The organism is Streptomyces sp. NBC_01283 (assembly GCF_041435335.1).
Taxonomy (GTDB): domain Bacteria; phylum Actinomycetota; class Actinomycetes; order Streptomycetales; family Streptomycetaceae; genus Streptomyces.
On the sequence record NZ_CP108430.1, the window covers coordinates 8,830,989 to 8,846,513 of the forward strand.

At 70.2% G+C, this 15,525-nt stretch carries 15 protein-coding genes; 11 read left to right on the forward strand and 4 right to left on the reverse strand.

The genetic code is table 11. The annotated features are described in order from the left end of the window. Positions 1-44 precede the first annotated feature (44 nt). Entirely contained in the window at positions 45-824 is a 780-nt protein-coding gene (locus tag OG302_RS39880; RefSeq protein ID WP_371749630.1) for an IclR family transcriptional regulator, read from the forward strand. 250 nt (positions 825-1,074) lie between these two features. Next, positions 1,075-2,490: an SLC13 family permease gene (locus OG302_RS39885; protein ID WP_371749631.1), complete on the forward strand. Its 1,416-nt coding sequence runs from the start codon at positions 1,075-1,077 to the stop codon at positions 2,488-2,490. 41 nt (positions 2,491-2,531) lie between these two features. Here the strand turns inward: OG302_RS39885 and OG302_RS39890 are convergent, their stop codons facing one another. Both OG302_RS39890 and OG302_RS39895 read right to left on the reverse strand, forming a co-directional pair. After that, complete coding sequence (locus tag OG302_RS39890) at positions 2,532-3,296, reverse strand: YqjF family protein (RefSeq protein WP_371749632.1); 765 nt, start codon at positions 3,294-3,296, stop codon at positions 2,532-2,534. Positions 3,297-3,505: 209 nt separating this feature from the next. Continuing rightward, positions 3,506-3,910 (reverse strand): DUF5997 family protein, encoded by a 405-nt coding sequence (locus tag OG302_RS39895; RefSeq protein WP_371749633.1) that lies wholly within the window; start codon positions 3,908-3,910, stop codon positions 3,506-3,508. A 58-nt stretch (positions 3,911-3,968) separates the two neighbouring features. Here OG302_RS39895 and OG302_RS39900 point away from each other — a divergent pair, with 58 nt between their 5' ends. Next, positions 3,969-4,796: a LysR family substrate-binding domain-containing protein gene (locus OG302_RS39900; RefSeq protein ID WP_371749634.1), complete on the forward strand. Its 828-nt coding sequence runs from the start codon at positions 3,969-3,971 to the stop codon at positions 4,794-4,796. 56 nt (positions 4,797-4,852) lie between these two features. Here the strand turns inward: OG302_RS39900 and OG302_RS39905 are convergent, their stop codons facing one another. Continuing rightward, complete coding sequence (locus OG302_RS39905) at positions 4,853-5,872, reverse strand: YdcF family protein (RefSeq protein WP_371749635.1); 1,020 nt, start codon at positions 5,870-5,872, stop codon at positions 4,853-4,855. A 138-nt stretch (positions 5,873-6,010) separates the two neighbouring features. Here OG302_RS39905 and OG302_RS39910 point away from each other — a divergent pair, with 138 nt between their 5' ends. The 8 genes from OG302_RS39910 (at position 6,011) to OG302_RS39945 (ending at position 14,729) form a co-directional block, all read left to right on the forward strand. After that, positions 6,011-6,241: a hypothetical protein gene (locus OG302_RS39910; protein WP_371749636.1), complete on the forward strand. Its 231-nt coding sequence runs from the start codon at positions 6,011-6,013 to the stop codon at positions 6,239-6,241. Positions 6,242-6,353: 112 nt separating this feature from the next. After that, positions 6,354-6,662 carry a hypothetical protein gene (locus OG302_RS39915; RefSeq protein WP_371749637.1) on the forward strand — a complete coding sequence of 103 codons (309 nt, stop codon included), beginning with the start codon at positions 6,354-6,356 and terminating at the stop codon, positions 6,660-6,662. Between the two features lie 155 nt (positions 6,663-6,817). Further along, on the forward strand, positions 6,818-7,171 hold the full coding sequence (locus OG302_RS39920) for a hypothetical protein (protein WP_371749638.1): 354 nt from the start codon (positions 6,818-6,820) through the stop codon (positions 7,169-7,171). A 523-nt stretch (positions 7,172-7,694) separates the two neighbouring features. Then, entirely contained in the window at positions 7,695-8,783 is a 1,089-nt protein-coding gene (locus OG302_RS39925) for a DUF1996 domain-containing protein (protein WP_371749639.1), read from the forward strand. Positions 8,784-8,883: 100 nt separating this feature from the next. Beyond that, on the forward strand, positions 8,884-10,647 hold the full coding sequence (locus OG302_RS39930) for a discoidin domain-containing protein (protein ID WP_371749640.1): 1,764 nt from the start codon (positions 8,884-8,886) through the stop codon (positions 10,645-10,647). A 144-nt stretch (positions 10,648-10,791) separates the two neighbouring features. After that, entirely contained in the window at positions 10,792-13,263 is a 2,472-nt protein-coding gene (locus OG302_RS39935; RefSeq protein ID WP_371749641.1) for a glycoside hydrolase family 3 C-terminal domain-containing protein, read from the forward strand. Positions 13,264-13,347: 84 nt separating this feature from the next. Next, entirely contained in the window at positions 13,348-14,388 is a 1,041-nt protein-coding gene (locus OG302_RS39940) for a LacI family DNA-binding transcriptional regulator (RefSeq protein ID WP_371749642.1), read from the forward strand. Between the two features lie 152 nt (positions 14,389-14,540). Continuing rightward, positions 14,541-14,729 (forward strand): antitoxin, encoded by a 189-nt coding sequence (locus OG302_RS39945; protein WP_371749643.1) that lies wholly within the window; start codon positions 14,541-14,543, stop codon positions 14,727-14,729. A gap of 151 nt (positions 14,730-14,880) precedes the next feature. Here OG302_RS39945 and thpR read toward each other — a convergent pair whose 3' ends face one another. After that, on the reverse strand, positions 14,881-15,465 hold the full coding sequence (gene thpR / locus OG302_RS39950) for an RNA 2',3'-cyclic phosphodiesterase (protein ID WP_371749644.1): 585 nt from the start codon (positions 15,463-15,465) through the stop codon (positions 14,881-14,883). Positions 15,466-15,525 lie beyond the last annotated feature (60 nt).

Sequence of the window (15,525 nt, forward strand, 5' to 3'; positions counted from 1 at the left end):
GTGGCACGGGGAGCGTAGGGGGCGACCCGGTAGGGAGTCAACGGATGCAGAGCGTTCTCAACGCACTTCGGGTGCTGGAAGAGGTCGCCGCGCGGCAGCCGATCGGCGTCGGCGAGCTGGCCCGTGGCCTGGAGCTGCCCAAGAGCTCGGCCCAGCGCGCCCTGCGCACGCTGCACGAGGCGGGATGGATCCGCCCGGCCTCCGGCGAGGTCACCCGCTGGGTCGTGACCACCAAGGCGTTGCAGGTCGGACGCCGCGCCACGGGGGAGTTGAGCCTGCGTGACGTCGCCCTGCCGCTCATGGAGGAGCTGCGGCGGCGCATCGACGAGACGGTGCATCTGACCGTGCCGGACGGCGACAGGGTCGTGCTGATCGAGCGCCTGGAGACCTCCAAGCCGGTGCGGATCATCCTGGCCCTCGGCACCCAGCTGCCCATCCACGCCTCCGCGAACGGCAAGGCGGTCCTCGCGGCGAGCTCCCGGGAAGTGATCGACCGTCAACTGGACGCCGGACTCGAAGAGTTCACCGGCTCGACGATCACGGACAAGGAGCGGCTGCTCACCGAGCTCGCCCGGATCAGGGAGCGCGGGTATGCCACCAACGGTGGGGAGTGGCGCGATGACGTGTCCGCGGTCGCGTCCGCCGTGTGGGACGAGTCGGGGGCGCCGGTCGCCAGCATCAGTGTCAACATGCCGACGAGCCGGATGACCCAGGAGGCCAGTGCGGCGTACGGCGCCCTGGTGAGCGAGACGGCGCGGCAGGTCAGCGCGGCGCTGGGGCATCCCCGGCAGATTGGAGCGGACGGTCCCGGAGCGGGGATCTAGCAGGCCCGGCCCCGCCCAACGTATTCGGGCGTTCCCCTTGACGCCCCGGGAAGCCCGCTCCAATACTCCCCATTGCGAAAGCTCAATTCCGCCAGGCGGAATTATTCATCCTCCCTGGGCTCCTTCGGCCCACGGGATGACGTCCGTGCGCGCCGTCATCCGCCGCGCACTCCTCGGCGCCGCACGCACCCCTCGTCACGCGCTGCGGCGTACCGCGACATGACCATCGGCCGACGGCAAGGGAGCCCTCGTGTCAGATCAAGTCATCTCCATCATCGCCTTGGTCCTCGTCTTCGCCATCGCCACCTTCTCCGCCGTGCACCTGGGTGCTCTCGCCCTCGTGGCCGCGTTCATCGTCGGCGCCACCGTGGCGGACGAGTCGACCGACGACCTCTTCTCCGGCTTCCCCGGCGACCTCTTCGTCGTGCTGGTCGGCGTCACTCTTCTGTTCGCCATAGCGAAGAACAACGGCACCGTCGACTGGCTCGTCAACGCGGCCGTGAAGGCGGTGCGCGGCCGGATCGCCCTCATCCCCTGGGTCATGTTCCTGGTCACCGCCGTCCTCACCGCGGTCGGTGCGGTCACCCCGGCGGCGGTCGGCATCGTGGCCCCCATCGGCCTCGGCTTCGCCGCCGCCTATGGCATCAACCCCGTGCTCATGGGCCTGCTCATCGCCAACGGAGCAAGTGCGGGCGGCTTCTCGCCGATCGGCGTGTTCGGCAGCATCACCAACAACGTGGTCGAGCGGAACCACCTGCCGGGCAATCCCGCCCTCCTGTTCACCGCCTCGTTCCTGTTCAACGTGGCGCTGTGCGTCATCGTCTTCTTCGCCTTCGGCGGACGGCAATTGCTCGGGCAACGGGCCGAGGCGTACAAAGGCGGCGGCGACGGAAACGCCGGCGGCGAGCGTTACGACGACGCGGCGCCGCCCGGCGGCCAGCTGGTGAAGGCGGGCGAGGTGGGCGAGGCGGGCGAGGCGGGCAAGACGGGCGCGATGGGCACAGCACCCCGCCGCGCCCTCGCCGTCACCGCGACCGCCGCACCCGCGAAACCGGACGAGCCCCTCAGGCTCGACGGTCCGCGCGCACTCACCCTCATCGGACTGCTCAGCCTCGTCGCCGGAGCGCTCTTCTTCGACCTCGACGTCGGCCTGATGGCACTCACCATCACCGTCGTCCTGTCCCTGGTCTCACCGAAGTCGGTCACCGGAGCCGTGGACCGGTGCGCGTGGTCCACCGTCCTGCTGGTCTGCGGCATCGTCACGTACGTGAGCCAGATGGAACGCATGGGCACCATCGACTACCTCGGCAAACAGGTCGCCTCCATCCAGGCGCCCCTCGTCGGCGCCCTCCTGATCTGCCTCATCGGCGCCCTGGTCTCCGCCTTCGCCTCGACCACCGGAATGCTCGGCGCACTGATTCCGCTGGCCGTACCCTTCCTGCTCGCGGGCGATGTGGGGGCGGTCGGGCTCATCACGGCACTGGCCATCTCCGCGTCCGTGGTGGACGCCTCGCCGTTCTCCACCAGCGGAGCACTCGTGACCGCCAACACCCCAGCAGAACAGCGGGACTTCGTCTTCCGCCGGCTGATGGCCTGGGGGCTCGGCATCAGCGTGGTCGGCCCCCTCGTCACCTGGGGCCTGTTCGTCGTGCCCAGCTCACTGTGACGGGCGCGACAGTGAGGTGCCGTACGCCGTCGTGGCGCACGTCAGGGGGTCGGGATACCGCCGGGCCGGGCAGGCCGCCCGAAACGTACCGGCACACCCGGCGAATACAGCACGCTCACCGGGTCCCCGACCGGCCGCGGCAACCCCGCCGCGGCGACCAGGTCCTCGTCGCACTCGATCAGATCGGCCCGGTGCAACGGCCAGCGCGGATGCGCGTTCGGCAGGAACATCTGCCGCCCGAAGAACGTGTTGTGCATGCCCCACCGGGCCGTCAGGAAGTGCTCGAAGTCGGTGGGCTCCTCGACCCGCTCGCCCACCCGGACGGCGATACGGCTGTGCGCGCCCCGCGGCCCCGGCCAGCGCCTGGCACTCGTGTACGTGACGGTGTCGCCGCTGTGCCGGATGCTCATCCGCGACCACTGGTACGGCAGCCGGAAGGCACCGCGCGCGACCGCCACCGGGATCAGGCGCGAGGCGTCGAGGGAGCGGAAGACGACGCCGCGGCGGCCATGGGCGTCCACCGAGTAGAGGCGGACGTTGGTCTCGGGAAACGTACCCAGATAGGGGATGCCCGGCAGCCGGAACCAGCCGACCCGGTGCATGCGGAACGCGACCAGACCCACATAGGTCGCCCCGTCGTGGAGATCGGGAACCGTCCCGGCCGGAAGGAGCGGCGCGACATCCGCGGGATCCACGGCCCAGTGCACGAAGGCAAGGTCCAGCCACGACTGCGTGAGCAGCGGATTCTCGGCGGAGGCGGGCGGATCGGCGGTTATCGGTTCCGGCACGGCGGGGGAGAGGACCACGCCATCAGCATCGCAGGGGCCCCGCCCGCGCCCGGCACGGGGTCGGGCGGCCGGCCCGGCCCCGGGCGCCGCGGCGGCATGCCTGAGCCCCGCATGCCTGAGCCCCGCATGCCTGAGCCCCGCATGCCTGAGCCCCGCATGCCTGAGCCCCGCATGCCTGAGCCCCCGGCCGACCGTGTCGGTGTCCGGGGGCTCAGATCTCGGGAAGCTCAGGAGCGGGACTGGCGGTCCTGCTCGGCGCGCTCCGCGTTCTTCTCCTTGATGCGTACCGTTTCCTTGCGGACCTCGGCCTGGGTGGCGCGCTCCTTCTGCAGCCACTCCGGGTTGTCCGTCTTCAGCGCTTCGATCTGCTCCGTGGTGAGGGCCTCCGTGACCCCGCCACGTGCGAGACCGGCGATGGACACGCCGAGCTTCGACGCGACGACCGGCCGGGGATGCGGGCCGTTGCGCCGCAGCTCCTGGAGCCACTCGGGCGGCTCGGTCTGCAGGGCGTTGAGCTCGGTGCGCGAGACGACACCCTCCTGGAACTCGGCGGGGGTGGCCTCGAGGTACACACCCAGTTTCTTCGCCGCGGTCGCGGGCTTCATGGTCTGGGTGGTCTGGTGCGACGTCATGGTCCCCAGGGTATCGAGCATGTGAGCTACCGCCGACCACGACCGGTAACCTGGCGGGGTGACAGACTCGCAGGCAACCCCTTCTTTCAGGCTCGCGTACGTCCCGGGGGTGACACCCACCAAATGGGTGCGGATCTGGAACGAGCGGCTGCCCGATGTGCCGCTGACCCTCGTGGCGGTGTCCCCCGGCGAGGCTTTCGAGCTCCTGCGCGACGGCGGCGCCGACGCCGGTTTCGTACGACTGCCGGTCGACCGTACGGACCTCAGCGCGATCCCCCTCTATACCGAGACGACGGTCGTGGTGATCCCCAAGGACCACGTCATCGCGGCGGTCGACGAAGTGACAGTCGAGGACCTGGCCGACGAGATCCTCCTGCACCCCCTCGACGACACACTGCCGTGGGAGAGCCTGCCCGGACAGCCCGCGAACGAGCGCCCCGCCACGACGGCCGACGCCATCGAGCTGGTGGCGGCGGGCATCGGCGTCCTCGCCGTCCCCCAGTCGCTCGCCCGCCTGCACCACCGCAAGGACCTCACCTACCGGCCGCTCACGGAAGCCCCCGAATCACGGGTCGCGCTGTCCTGGCCGGAGGACGCCACCACGGACCTGGTGGAGGACTTCATCGGGATCGTGCGAGGGCGCACCGTCAACAGCTCACGTGGCCGCTCCCAGACGCCCGCGGCCGGGTCGGCAGCGGGCTCGGACCAGTCGAAGCGGAAGAGCCCCGACAAGGGCGGCGCCAGGCGCAAGCCCACGGCGGGCACGGCGGGCAAGCCCGCCGGGAAGTCCGGAAAGCCGACCGGTAAGGCGGGCAAGAACGCGCGCGGCGGTTCCGGCGGCACCCCGAAGGGCGCCAAGCGGGGCAAGCCCCGCCGCCGGCCGTAGCCCCGGCTGCACTGCCCGCGGAGCGCTGCCCATGGGCCGCCCCTCCGGCAGCCGTCTCACCCGGTGCCGTTCCGCTGCGCCCACCAGGCGAGCACCCCGCCGAGGACGAACAGCAGGCAGATGGCCACGTTGGTCCGCTTGTAGGCGACGAGGACCGCGGCGAACTCACGGATGGTCGCGGTGGGCCAGAAGTACGCGGCTGTGGGTGAGCCCACGACCTGGCCCCTGATCCCGGCCCGCCGGGCGGTGAGGGCGGCACGGAAGGCGTGGTAGTTGTTCGTGACGATGACGCACCGGTAGTCCGGCTTCGTCTTCTCCATGATCGCCTTGCTGAACCGCAGATTCTCGTCGGTCGTCGTCGAACGGTCCTCCCGCTCGATCAGGCCGGCGGGAAATCCGTGGGCGATCAGATCGTCGGCCATCGCGTGGGACTCCGGCACGTCTTCGTCCGGCCCCTGGCCCCCCGACGTGATGAGCACCGGCGCATCGCCCCGCTCGGCGAGGCGTGCGTGTACCGAGTGCGCCCGCCGGAGACGACTGGCGAGGAGCGGAGGCACGGTGGACCCGCCGACGAGCCCGGAGCCGAGCACGACCACGAAGTCGGCCTTGCGGTGCACCCGCAGCCGCCCGTAGAGGAACGCGTAACAGACGAAACAGAGGAACAGGAACGCGAGATAGGCGGCTAGCCCGCCGGCGGCCGTGCCCACCCCGACCCACACCGGCGTCCGTACGGCCACCGCCATGATCACCAGTGCCACGACCGCGAGGATGGCCAACGCGGCGACCAGCGACAGCAGGTTGGTCGGGCTCCTGCCCTCCTTGCGCACCATCTGCAGACTGTTGGAGAAGAGGAAGCACGTCAGTACGAGGATGCTCAGCGCGCCGAGCACCAGCAGCGCCCACGCCACGGCCTGACCCGATGCCGAGCCGGACCTGACCAGTTGGAACAGCCAGGCCGCGAGGGCACAGAGCGCGGCGAGGCCCAGGATCACGGCATTGCTGAACTTCCTGCGCTCGCGCGCCACGCGCACGCAGAAGACGAGGAAGAGGAGTATTGCCGGGGCGTAGAGCAACATCCGCACAGCCTAGGCGCGGTCGGCCACCGCCTCGGGCCGGAACCGAGACTGGCCCCGAGACCGGTACGGGAGGCGTCCGCTGCAGTGATCTCGTGGTGCAGGCCGTGCCCTTATGCGCGACAGGGAGTTGACCCCGGTATGAAGAAGCGAAGCGTACTGGCCGTTGTCACTTTTGCCGCAGGGGCTGTCATCGCCGCGATCAGCCCGCCCCCGGGAGCGGACACGGCGGACACGAGGGAGCCCGCCCACGCCACAGGCGCCCTGGACGTGATCGACGACGCCGGTCAGTGGACCGGGGATGCCCCGCAGACGCCCGGCGCCGGTGTCGGCGTGGTCGCCCCCGACATCTCCAGCACCCAGCGGCTCTGAGGCGACGGAGGGGGGCCGGGACGTCGTGAGTGTCCCGGCCCGGCCGCCCCTCACCCGCCCCACCCGCCCCGGAGAAACACGTGGAGCACTCGCCCACACCTGGAGAACCCACATGTCCCGTACCCGACCGGTCCGTGAGAACGCGGCGCGCCTCGCAGCCGTGCTGGCGCTGGGCCTCCTGGCCCTGCCGATGCTCGGCGGCACCGCCACGGCAGGCGGCACCTGCTTCGCCACTCACGCCGACGCCCCGATCTACGCCGGGAACAACCCATGGACCGAGATCGTGGGCTACCTCGATCCGGGCACCCCGGTGAACGGCACCCGCCAGAGCGCCGACGCCCTGTGGCAGGTCTCGCGCACCGACAACGGCCGGCAACTCGGTTACATGCGGCCCGCCGACCTCAGGTGCGACGGCGGCTGACGACCGCTCACCAGCGGCCACGGCGGGCCCGGCACATCGGGCCCGCCGCCGCTCGGCCCCCAACTGAACTCTGTGGCCCGCTCGCTTGCCGTCCGGGTATCGTCCACCTCTTGATCAGCCGCTTCGGCGGCCTCCGAAGCAGAGGTGGATCTCGCATGACCAGCCGACCCGCCACGACGACCCTGTGGCGCCCGACCGGTCCCAAGGAGCTGGATCTGGTCCGGGAGTCGAGCTGGCGCGCCTGGCCGCCCCGCCTGCCCGAGCAGCGGATCTTCTATCCGGTCCTCAACGAGGACTACGCGATCAGGATCGCCAGGGACTGGAACGTGAAGTACGACGGCGTGGGCCACGTGACGCGGTTCGAGGTCGACTCCGAGTTTCTGCGTCGGTACCCCGTCCAGCAGGCGGGTGGCCGGACGATCCTCGAACTGTGGGTCCCGGCCGAGGAGCTCGACGCGTTCAACTCCCACATCGTCGGCGAGATCGACCTGGTCCACACGTTCCGGTGAGAGAGGCGCAGGCCCCTGCCGGGTTTGTGAACCGGTTCGGGAGAGGACTGAGGAGAGCGCTCTCCCGGAAAGCATCCTCCGCCCGTCCGGCCGAGACGTCAACGCCCGCGAACCCACTCGTCACGTTGCCGCCGAACGGCGCTGCGTAGCTGTCGAGATGGCAGGACTCGCCGGTACGTGACACCCCAATGCCCAATGAGCAGGGGGAAGTTGCATACCAGCGACTGAAGTGACCGGGGAAGGCGGCGACCTCGTACGTCAAATGCGCGCCGGCGGACCGCAACCGTCGGCCCCCAGTCCTTCACCGGCTCTTGACACGCTCGCGTCACGATGGGAACACTCCGGGAGAGCGCTCTCCCACCCTGTTCCTCTCAGGGCGCTCTGCGGCAGATGGTTCCGGGCGGACGACGTACTTCCTCGACGGCCCCCGGCCACGCATGTCCCCACCCGGTGTCCGGGAGTGCACGGCCACGGCTCCCGGCAGGCCGGCCCCCCATCCCTCTCCACGTGGCAGGAGGTCTCCATGGCACGGAGATCGCGCACCATCTCGGGAACGCTCATCGCAGGCGCACTGATCGTCAGCTCGCTGGGCATCGGCGGCATCGCGGTGAGCGCCGACCACGCGTCCGAGTCCCGGACGCCGAAGACCGCGGCATTGCACGCGGGACACACCATGGCCGCATCCACCCGCGCGGCGGCCGAGGACGCCGACGACGACGGATACATCCCCGCGAAGCAGCCCGTCACCGGTGTCGAACCGTCGGCGGATCAGCCGCCGCACCGCTACTTCCACGAGTTCCAGGCGCACTGTTCGGTGACACACACCGCCCCCGACGACCCCATCGTCTATCCCGGGCAGCCCGGCAAGTCGCATGACCACACGTTCATGGGGAACACCACGACGAACGCCCACAGCACCACGGCGTCCCTGGACGCGGGATCCACCAAGTGCCTTGCCCCCGGCGACAGGTCGGCGTACTGGATGCCCACGCTGTACAACGGCGACAACGAGGTACGGCCCGTCGGGGACCAGACGATCTACTACAAGGCCGGGGTCACCGACTACACGAGTGTGCGGCCCTTCCCGAAGGGGCTCAGGTTCGTCGTCGGCAGCCCGATGCAGACCGCGCAGGAGTTCCGCGACCACCCGGGCTTCGTCGAGGGGTGGGAGTGCGGGAACAGCTACTTCAACGTCGAGTTCCCCAAGAACTGTCCCACGACGGCCGACACCCAGCTCAACATCCGTTTCCAGGCGCCCAGTTGCTGGGACGGCAAGACGCTTGACTCGCCGAATCACCAGAGCCACATGTCCTACCCGGTGGTCAGGAGCGGCACCAACGACAACGTGTGCCCGACGAGTCACCCCGTCGCCCTGCCGATGATCGAGTTCAAGATGGCGTTCCCCGTCAACGGGGACATGTCGAAGGTCCGCCTGGCGAGCGGGACGGGCCACTCCTTCCACTACGACTTCTTCAACGCGTGGGACGACGCGACGCTGAAGGCGCTGGTGGATCACTGTGTCGTCGGCGGTCTGCAGTGCGATCCGCGCGGCTATGACCAGACCCATCCCGAAGCGGGCGCGGCGCTCGACGAGAACTACGAGCTGCCCTGACCCCCGGCCTGCGAAGGGTGAGGCTCCCTTTCGCCCTTCGCAGGCACCCCTGCGCCCCCCTGCCCCGCATCACCCCCATCCCCCTCGCCCAGGAGAACCCATGCGCAGACCTGGTACCGCTCTCTCCCTCGGCCGCCTTGGCCGCTTCGTGGCCCCGGTGACCGCGGGCCTGCTCGTGACCGGAGCGCTTGCGCTCCCGGCGCAGCAGGCGCACGCGGCCGGCAGCGTCGTGAAGGTGACCGGTTCACAAGGAAACTGGCAGCTCACCGTCGACGGCTCGCCCTACCAGGTCAAGGGCTTGACCTGGGGCCCCTCCGTCGCGGACGCCGACAAGTACCTGCCCGATCTGCGGTCCATGGGCGTCAACACCATTCGGACCTGGGGCACTGACGCCTCCAGCAAACCGCTGTTCGACTCCGCGGCGGCCCACGGCATCAAGGTCGTCGCGGGCTTCTGGCTCCAGCCCGGCGGCGGTCCGGGGAGCGGCGGCTGTGTCAACTACCTGACGGACACCGCGTACAGGAACCAGATGCTTGAGGAGTTCCCCAAGTGGGCGAACGCCTACAAGGACAATCCCGGTGTCCTGATGTGGAACGTGGGCAACGAGTCGGTGCTCGGCCTGCAGAACTGCTACACCGGTGACGAACTGGAGAAGCAGCGCAACGCGTACACCACGTTCGTCAACGACGTCGCCAAGAAGATCCACGCGGTGGACCCCAACCACCCCGTCACGTCCACCGACGCCTGGACCGGGGCCTGGCCCTATTACAAGAAGAACGCCCCGGACCTCGATCTCTACGCCGTCAACTCCTACAACGCCGCGTGCGACATCAAGTCCGACTGGGAGAAGGGCGGTTACACCAAGCCCTACATAGTCACCGAGACCGGACCCGCCGGTGAGTGGGAGGTGCCCGACGACGCCAACGGGGCGCCACAGGAGCCCACCGACCAGACGAAGGCCGCCGGTTACACCAAGGCCTGGGACTGCGTCACCGGTCATCGGGGCGTTGCGCTCGGCGCCACGATGTTCCACTACGGCACCGAGTACGACTTCGGAGGCGTCTGGTTCAACCTGCTTCCCGCGGGCCAGAAGCGACTCTCGTACTACGCGGTGAAGAAGGCCTACAAAGGCAGCACCGCGGGGGACAACACCCCGCCGGTCATCTCCGGACTGACCGTCGACGGTGACGCGGGCAAGATTCCCGCGGGCAGCCCGCTGACGCTCACGACCAAGGTCAGCGACCCCGACGGCGACACGCTCTCCTACGAGGTGCTCGCCAACAGCATGTACATCGACAAGAGCAAGGAGCTCACCCCGCTGGCCGCCACGAACCTGGGGTCGGGCCGTCTGAAGGTAACGGCCCCGGACAAGCCCGGCGTCTGGAAGATCTATGTGAAGGTCTCCGACGGCAAGGGCAACGTCGGTATCGAGACCCGGTCCGTACGCGTGGTCGTGCCACCCGTCCACGGTACGAACATCGCCCAGGGCAAGCCCGCGACCGCCTCCTCCTTCCAGCCCGGCAGCAGCGACTGCCCCTGCACCGCCGCCAACGCGGTCGACGGCAAGCAGGGCACGCGGTGGGCCAGCGACTGGAGCGACCCGCAGTGGCTCCAGGTAGACCTGGGCTCCACCACCTCCTTCAAGCACGTCCAGCTCAACTGGGAGACCTCGTACGCGAAGACGTACACGATCCAGACCTCGGACGACGGACGGAACTGGAGGACCGTGCGTGAGGTGCGCGGCGGCAACGGCGGCGTCGACGACTTCGATGTGAGCGGTTCAGGCCGCTACGTGCGCGTCAACGGCACGGAGCGAGGGACCGGATACGGCTACTCGCTCTACGAATTCGGCGTCTACAAGTGAGCCACGACTGATGTGGGACTGAGGCGGGACTGATCCACGACCGGGCTTTGGCCGGTCCACGGCCGGTCCACGGCCGGTCCACGGCTGATCCGCGGTTGATCCGACTTCGGCGCCGCTCCCTCGTGGGGGCAGGAGGAGCAAAGCATGACGCGCGACGCACTGCTGAAGCTGGTCGGCACGCTGGACCTGGAGCGGAAGGTGAGGCTGCTGACCGGCGCCACGGTGTGGCGTACCCGCGCCGAACCGGCCGTGGGGCTGCGGGAGATGGTCTTCTCCGACGGCCCGGCCGGGGTGCGGGGGGAGGAGTGGGACGAGCGCCTTCCCTCGCTGCTCCTTCCCTCCGTCTCCGCGCTCGGCTCCTTGTGGGACGAGCAACTCGCGTCTGAACTGGGTGAGGTGCTGGCCCTCGAAGCTCTGCGCAAGGGGGTGCACGCGGTCCTTGCCCCCACCTTGAACCTCCATCGCACTCCGCTGGGAGGACGCCACTTCGAGTGCCTTGCCGAGGACCCGGAACTGGCCGCGCGCATCGGGGCCGCCCTGATCCGGGGCATCCAGGCGCACGGGGTGGCCGCGACCGCGAAGCATTACGTGGCGAACGACTCGGAGACCGAGCGGCTCACCCTGGACGTCCGGGTGGACGAGCGGACGCTGCGCGAGGTGTATCTGGCGCCCTTCGAAGCTGCCGTCCGAGCGGGTGTGTGGCTCGTCATGAGCGCGTACAACGGCGTCAACGGCACGACCATGACCGCCAACGAGTTGTTGGCCGAACCGCTGAAGGGAGAGTGGGGATTCGACGGGGCCGTCGTCTCCGACTGGGGTGCCGTGCGCCTGACGGCCCAGAGCGCGGCCGCGGCCCAGGACCTGGTGATGCCCGGCCCGGACGGCCCGTGGGGTGCGGCTCTGGTGGCGGCGGTCCGGAGCGGCGGTGTTCCCGAGCGGGCCATCGACGACAAGGTGGTGCGCCTGCTCACACTGGCCGACCGTGTTGGCGCACTCGGCGTCGGCCGCGGGCTCCCGCCGCGCGCATGGCCGAGTGGCACCGCGCGCCGTCTGCTGCGACGGGCCGTGGCGGCCGGCACCGTACTGCTGCGCAACGAGGATGTCCTGCCCCTGGACGTCTCCGCACTGCGCAGGGTGGCGGTCATCGGTCGGCACGCCTCGACCCCGCGGCTCCAGGGAGAAGGCAGTGCCGGAGTCTTCCCGGCGGACGTCGTCACACCGCTGGACGGGATCCGGAACCGGCTGCGCGGGCAGGCCGAGGTCCTGCACGCACCGGGCCCGGACCTGGGCGGGCAGCCGAGGCCGTTGGATCCCGCACAGTGCGCGAACCCCCTCACTGGGGAGCCCGGCGTGCTGCTGCGGGTGCTGACGGCGGACGGACGCGAACTCTCCTCGGAACACCGCCATTCCGGCAGGCAGTTGGAGCCTCCTCTCGCACCGGGAGCCCACACCGTCGAGATCAGCGCGCTGGTACGGACGGCCGGCGAAGGGAAGTGGACGTTCGGAGTGGGCGGCTACGGCCGGATGAGTCTCGCGGTGGACGGACAGCCCCTGGTGGAAGGGGAGTTCGCCCGCGACACCGAGGATCCCGCGGTCATCCATCTCGACCCGCCGCGCCAGCACGCCTCGGTATGGCTTCCCGCGGGTCACCCCGCGCACGTCGTGGCCCGCAGGGAACTCGCCCCCGACACCGGCCGCGCCGTCGTCGTGACGGCCGCGGCGCCCGAACCGGACCCCGAGCAGGCGCTGTCCGAAGCAGTCGAGGCCGCGCGGAAGGCGGACGTGGCGGTGGTCGTCGTCGGCACCACCGAGGGCAGCGAATCCGAGGGGCACGATCGGACGTCGCTCACCCTTCCCGGCCGTCAGGACGAACTGGTCGCGGCGGTCGCCGCCGCGAATCCGCGCACCGTGGTCGTCGTCAACTCGGGCGGACCCGTGGAGCTGCCCTGGCGGGAACGGGCCGGGGCGGTGCTGCTGTCGTGGTTCCCCGGACAGGAAGCGGGGGCCGGGCTCGCCGACGTCCTCTTCGGGCAGGCCGAGCCGGGTGGCCGCCTGCCCACCAGCTGGGGAGCCGCGCTCGCGGACGCACCGGTCACCGAGACCCGGCCCAGGGACGGCGCGCTCGTCTACGCGGAAGGGCTGCACATCGGCTACCGGGCCTGGCTGCGTGCGGGCCGCGAACCCGCCTACTGGTTCGGTCACGGCCTGGGTTACACGACATGGAGCTACGAATGCCTTCGGGTCGCGAGCAGGCACGACGCACGCGACGGGCACGACGCACGCGACGGGGGAGAGGCCCTGGCCGTGGAGGTGCGGTTGCGCAACACGGGCGCGCGCCCGGGACGTGAGGTGGTGCAGGTCTATCTCGCGCGGCCCGACTCCGCGGTGGAGCGCCCGGTCCGCTGGCTCGGGGGCTTCACGGCGGTCCGGGCGGAGCCGGGGGAGACGGTGATGGCATCGGTGGAGGTACCGGCCAGGATGCTGCGTCACTGGGACACGGAAGAGCGCCGGTGGCGGACGGAAGCGGGTGACTGGCAGGTCCTTGCGGGGCGCAGCGCCGGAGATCTCCCCTTGCGGGCGACTGTGACGGTACGCAGGTCAAGCAACCGCCCATAGGAGGTGGGAGGGCAGGGGAGAGGTGCGACAGGAGCGTGGGAGAGCGCTCTATGGCGTCCAGTGTCGGGGCGTTAGGGTTCCCGGATGGACAGACAGATGCCGACGCTGGAGGACGTGGCGCGCGAGGCGGGGGTGTCCCGCGCCACCGTCTCCCGGGTGGTCAACGGCGTACGCAATGTCGCCCCCGCCATCCAGGACGTGGTGCGAGAGGCCATCGAACGGACGGGTTATGCGCCCAACCGGGCGGCCCGTTCCCTGGTGACCCAGCGGGCGGGCACCATCGCCCTGGTCGTCTCGGGAGCCGGGGACCACACCGACACGGCACAGAACGCCTTCGCCGCACGGGTGTTCGCCGACCCCTTCTTCGGCCGTGCCGTCAGCGGGGTGGTGGGATTCCTGCGCCCGCGCGCCATGCATCCGGTGCTGATGTTCGCGGAGACGGAGGAATCCCGGCAGCAGGTCCTGACCTACCTGCGCCAGGGCAACGCGGACGGCGCCCTGGTCGTCTCGACCCATGCCGAGGATCCGCTGCCGGCGATGCTCGCCGAAGCCGGGTCGCCCGCGGTGTTCTTCGCGCGACCCTCACTGCGGGCCCGCGTCACGTACGTCGACTTCGCGCACCGGGACGGGGCGCGGCTGGCCGCCGAGCATCTGCTGGCCCGAGGCTGCCGACGGGTGGCGACCATCTCCGGCCCGTTGGACATCCCGGCGGGCCGTGAACGGCTTGCCGGGTTCCAGGAGGGCATGGAGCGGGGCGGGCAGCCCTACATCCCGGTGGCCGAGGGCGGATTCACCCTCGAGAGCGGGGCGGGAGCGATGCGGCGGCTGCTGGCCGAGCACCCGGACGTCGACGGGGTGTTCGCGGCCAATGACCTGATGGCACAAGGCGTGTGCCAGGTCCTGAGGGAACACGGCAAGCAGGCACCCCGGGACGTGGCCGTGGTCGGATTCGACGACTCGAGCGTGGCGGTCACCTGCGTACCCCCCTTGACGACGGTGCGGCAGCCGATCGAAGAGATGGGGGCGGAGATGGCACGGCTGCTCCAGGAAGAGATGGAGGGGGTGCGGACCGACCCCACCTCGGTGATCTTCGAGCCGGAACTCGTGGTGCGCGAGTCGGCCTAGGGCGCGACGGCGGCAGTGCCGGCCGCAGGGGTGGCGCAGGGGCCGCCGAGCGCGTTGCCGCAGGCAGAGCCCGTGATCGGAGCCACCGGGATGCGGATCACGCCTCGCGATGTGAGCCTGGTTGTGGGGGCGACACAGAGAGGCGGTTGCCCATGTCAGTCATGGACAAGCTGAAGCAGATGCTCAAGGGTCACGAGGACCAGGCCGGGAAGGGAGTCGACAAGGCGGGAGACTTCGTCGACGACAAGACCCAGGGCAAGTACTCCGGGCAGGTCGACACCGCCCAGGACAAGCTCAAGGACCAGCTCGGCAGGGACCAGGACCAGCCCCCGCAGTCGTAGGCGCCCCGCGGTTGTCAGTGCCCGGCGATAGCCTGGGTTCTTCCATCCGCGCTGTGGCTGCAGCGCTGCCGCCCCGCCCCCGTGATGCAGGGGCGGGGCACTCGGCGTTCAGGGGCCGTGGCGAGTTCGCGGCAGCAGACCCGGCCGCCGGTCAGGCCGAACCGTCGAAGTTCCAGGCGCCCACATCGCGGTAGTGGATGGACCCCGGTCCACGGCCGATGTTGCTGGCGACCAGGTGCAGCCGCTCGGCCTGCCACGGGCGTCCGGTGAACCCGGCGAGCCCGGCAGCGGCCTCCACCGCACACGACGGGGTGTCCCGGCGGGCGCGGGCCAGCGTCAGGTGGGGGCGGAACGGACGGCCCACGTGAGCGGCACCGCAGTCCTGGACGACGGCACGCACCTCGGTGGCGAGCAGATGCAGCTCTTCGAGTTCGCCGTCGATCCCGCTCCACAGCACACGCTCGTCGAAGTGCCCGCCACCGCTCAGCGCCAGCTTCAGGGGCTTGCGGGCGGCGGCGAGGCGGGCGAGCGGCGTACGCAGGAGCGGAAGCACCGAGACGGGGACCTCGCCGAGGAACGCCAGGGTGATGTGCCAGTCCTCGATGCGGTTCCACCGCATGCGCGGATGTGCCTGGTAGGCGGGGTCGAGGGCCAGTTCCAGTTCATGCTTCGCGTCGTCGGGCGGGGCGAGCGCGATGAATGCACGAACGGTCGTGGGCTGGTTCTGTTCGTTCACAGAAGACTTCGTACCGCATCCCGGTGGTCGTCCCGCACCCTCCCCCGCCGCTCACTTGGG

What these genes read in the sequence shown, in the direction of transcription:
- OG302_RS39880 (WP_371749630.1), top strand. Translation starts at nt 45, where the DNA reads ATGCAGAGCGTTCTCAACGCACTTCGGGTGCTGGAAGAGGTCGCCGCG.
- OG302_RS39895 (WP_371749633.1), bottom strand. Translation starts at nt 3,910, where the DNA reads ATGACGTCGCACCAGACCACCCAGACCATGAAGCCCGCGACCGCGGCG.
- OG302_RS39905 (WP_371749635.1), bottom strand. Translation starts at nt 5,872, where the DNA reads ATGTTGCTCTACGCCCCGGCAATACTCCTCTTCCTCGTCTTCTGCGTG.
- OG302_RS39910 (WP_371749636.1), top strand. Translation starts at nt 6,011, where the DNA reads ATGAAGAAGCGAAGCGTACTGGCCGTTGTCACTTTTGCCGCAGGGGCT.
- OG302_RS39915 (WP_371749637.1), top strand. Translation starts at nt 6,354, where the DNA reads ATGTCCCGTACCCGACCGGTCCGTGAGAACGCGGCGCGCCTCGCAGCC.
- OG302_RS39920 (WP_371749638.1), top strand. Translation starts at nt 6,818, where the DNA reads ATGACCAGCCGACCCGCCACGACGACCCTGTGGCGCCCGACCGGTCCC.
- OG302_RS39925 (WP_371749639.1), top strand. Translation starts at nt 7,695, where the DNA reads ATGGCACGGAGATCGCGCACCATCTCGGGAACGCTCATCGCAGGCGCA.
- OG302_RS39930 (WP_371749640.1), top strand. Translation starts at nt 8,884, where the DNA reads ATGCGCAGACCTGGTACCGCTCTCTCCCTCGGCCGCCTTGGCCGCTTC.
- OG302_RS39935 (WP_371749641.1), top strand. Translation starts at nt 10,792, where the DNA reads ATGACGCGCGACGCACTGCTGAAGCTGGTCGGCACGCTGGACCTGGAG.
- OG302_RS39940 (WP_371749642.1), top strand. Translation starts at nt 13,348, where the DNA reads ATGGACAGACAGATGCCGACGCTGGAGGACGTGGCGCGCGAGGCGGGG.
- OG302_RS39945 (WP_371749643.1), top strand. Translation starts at nt 14,541, where the DNA reads ATGTCAGTCATGGACAAGCTGAAGCAGATGCTCAAGGGTCACGAGGAC.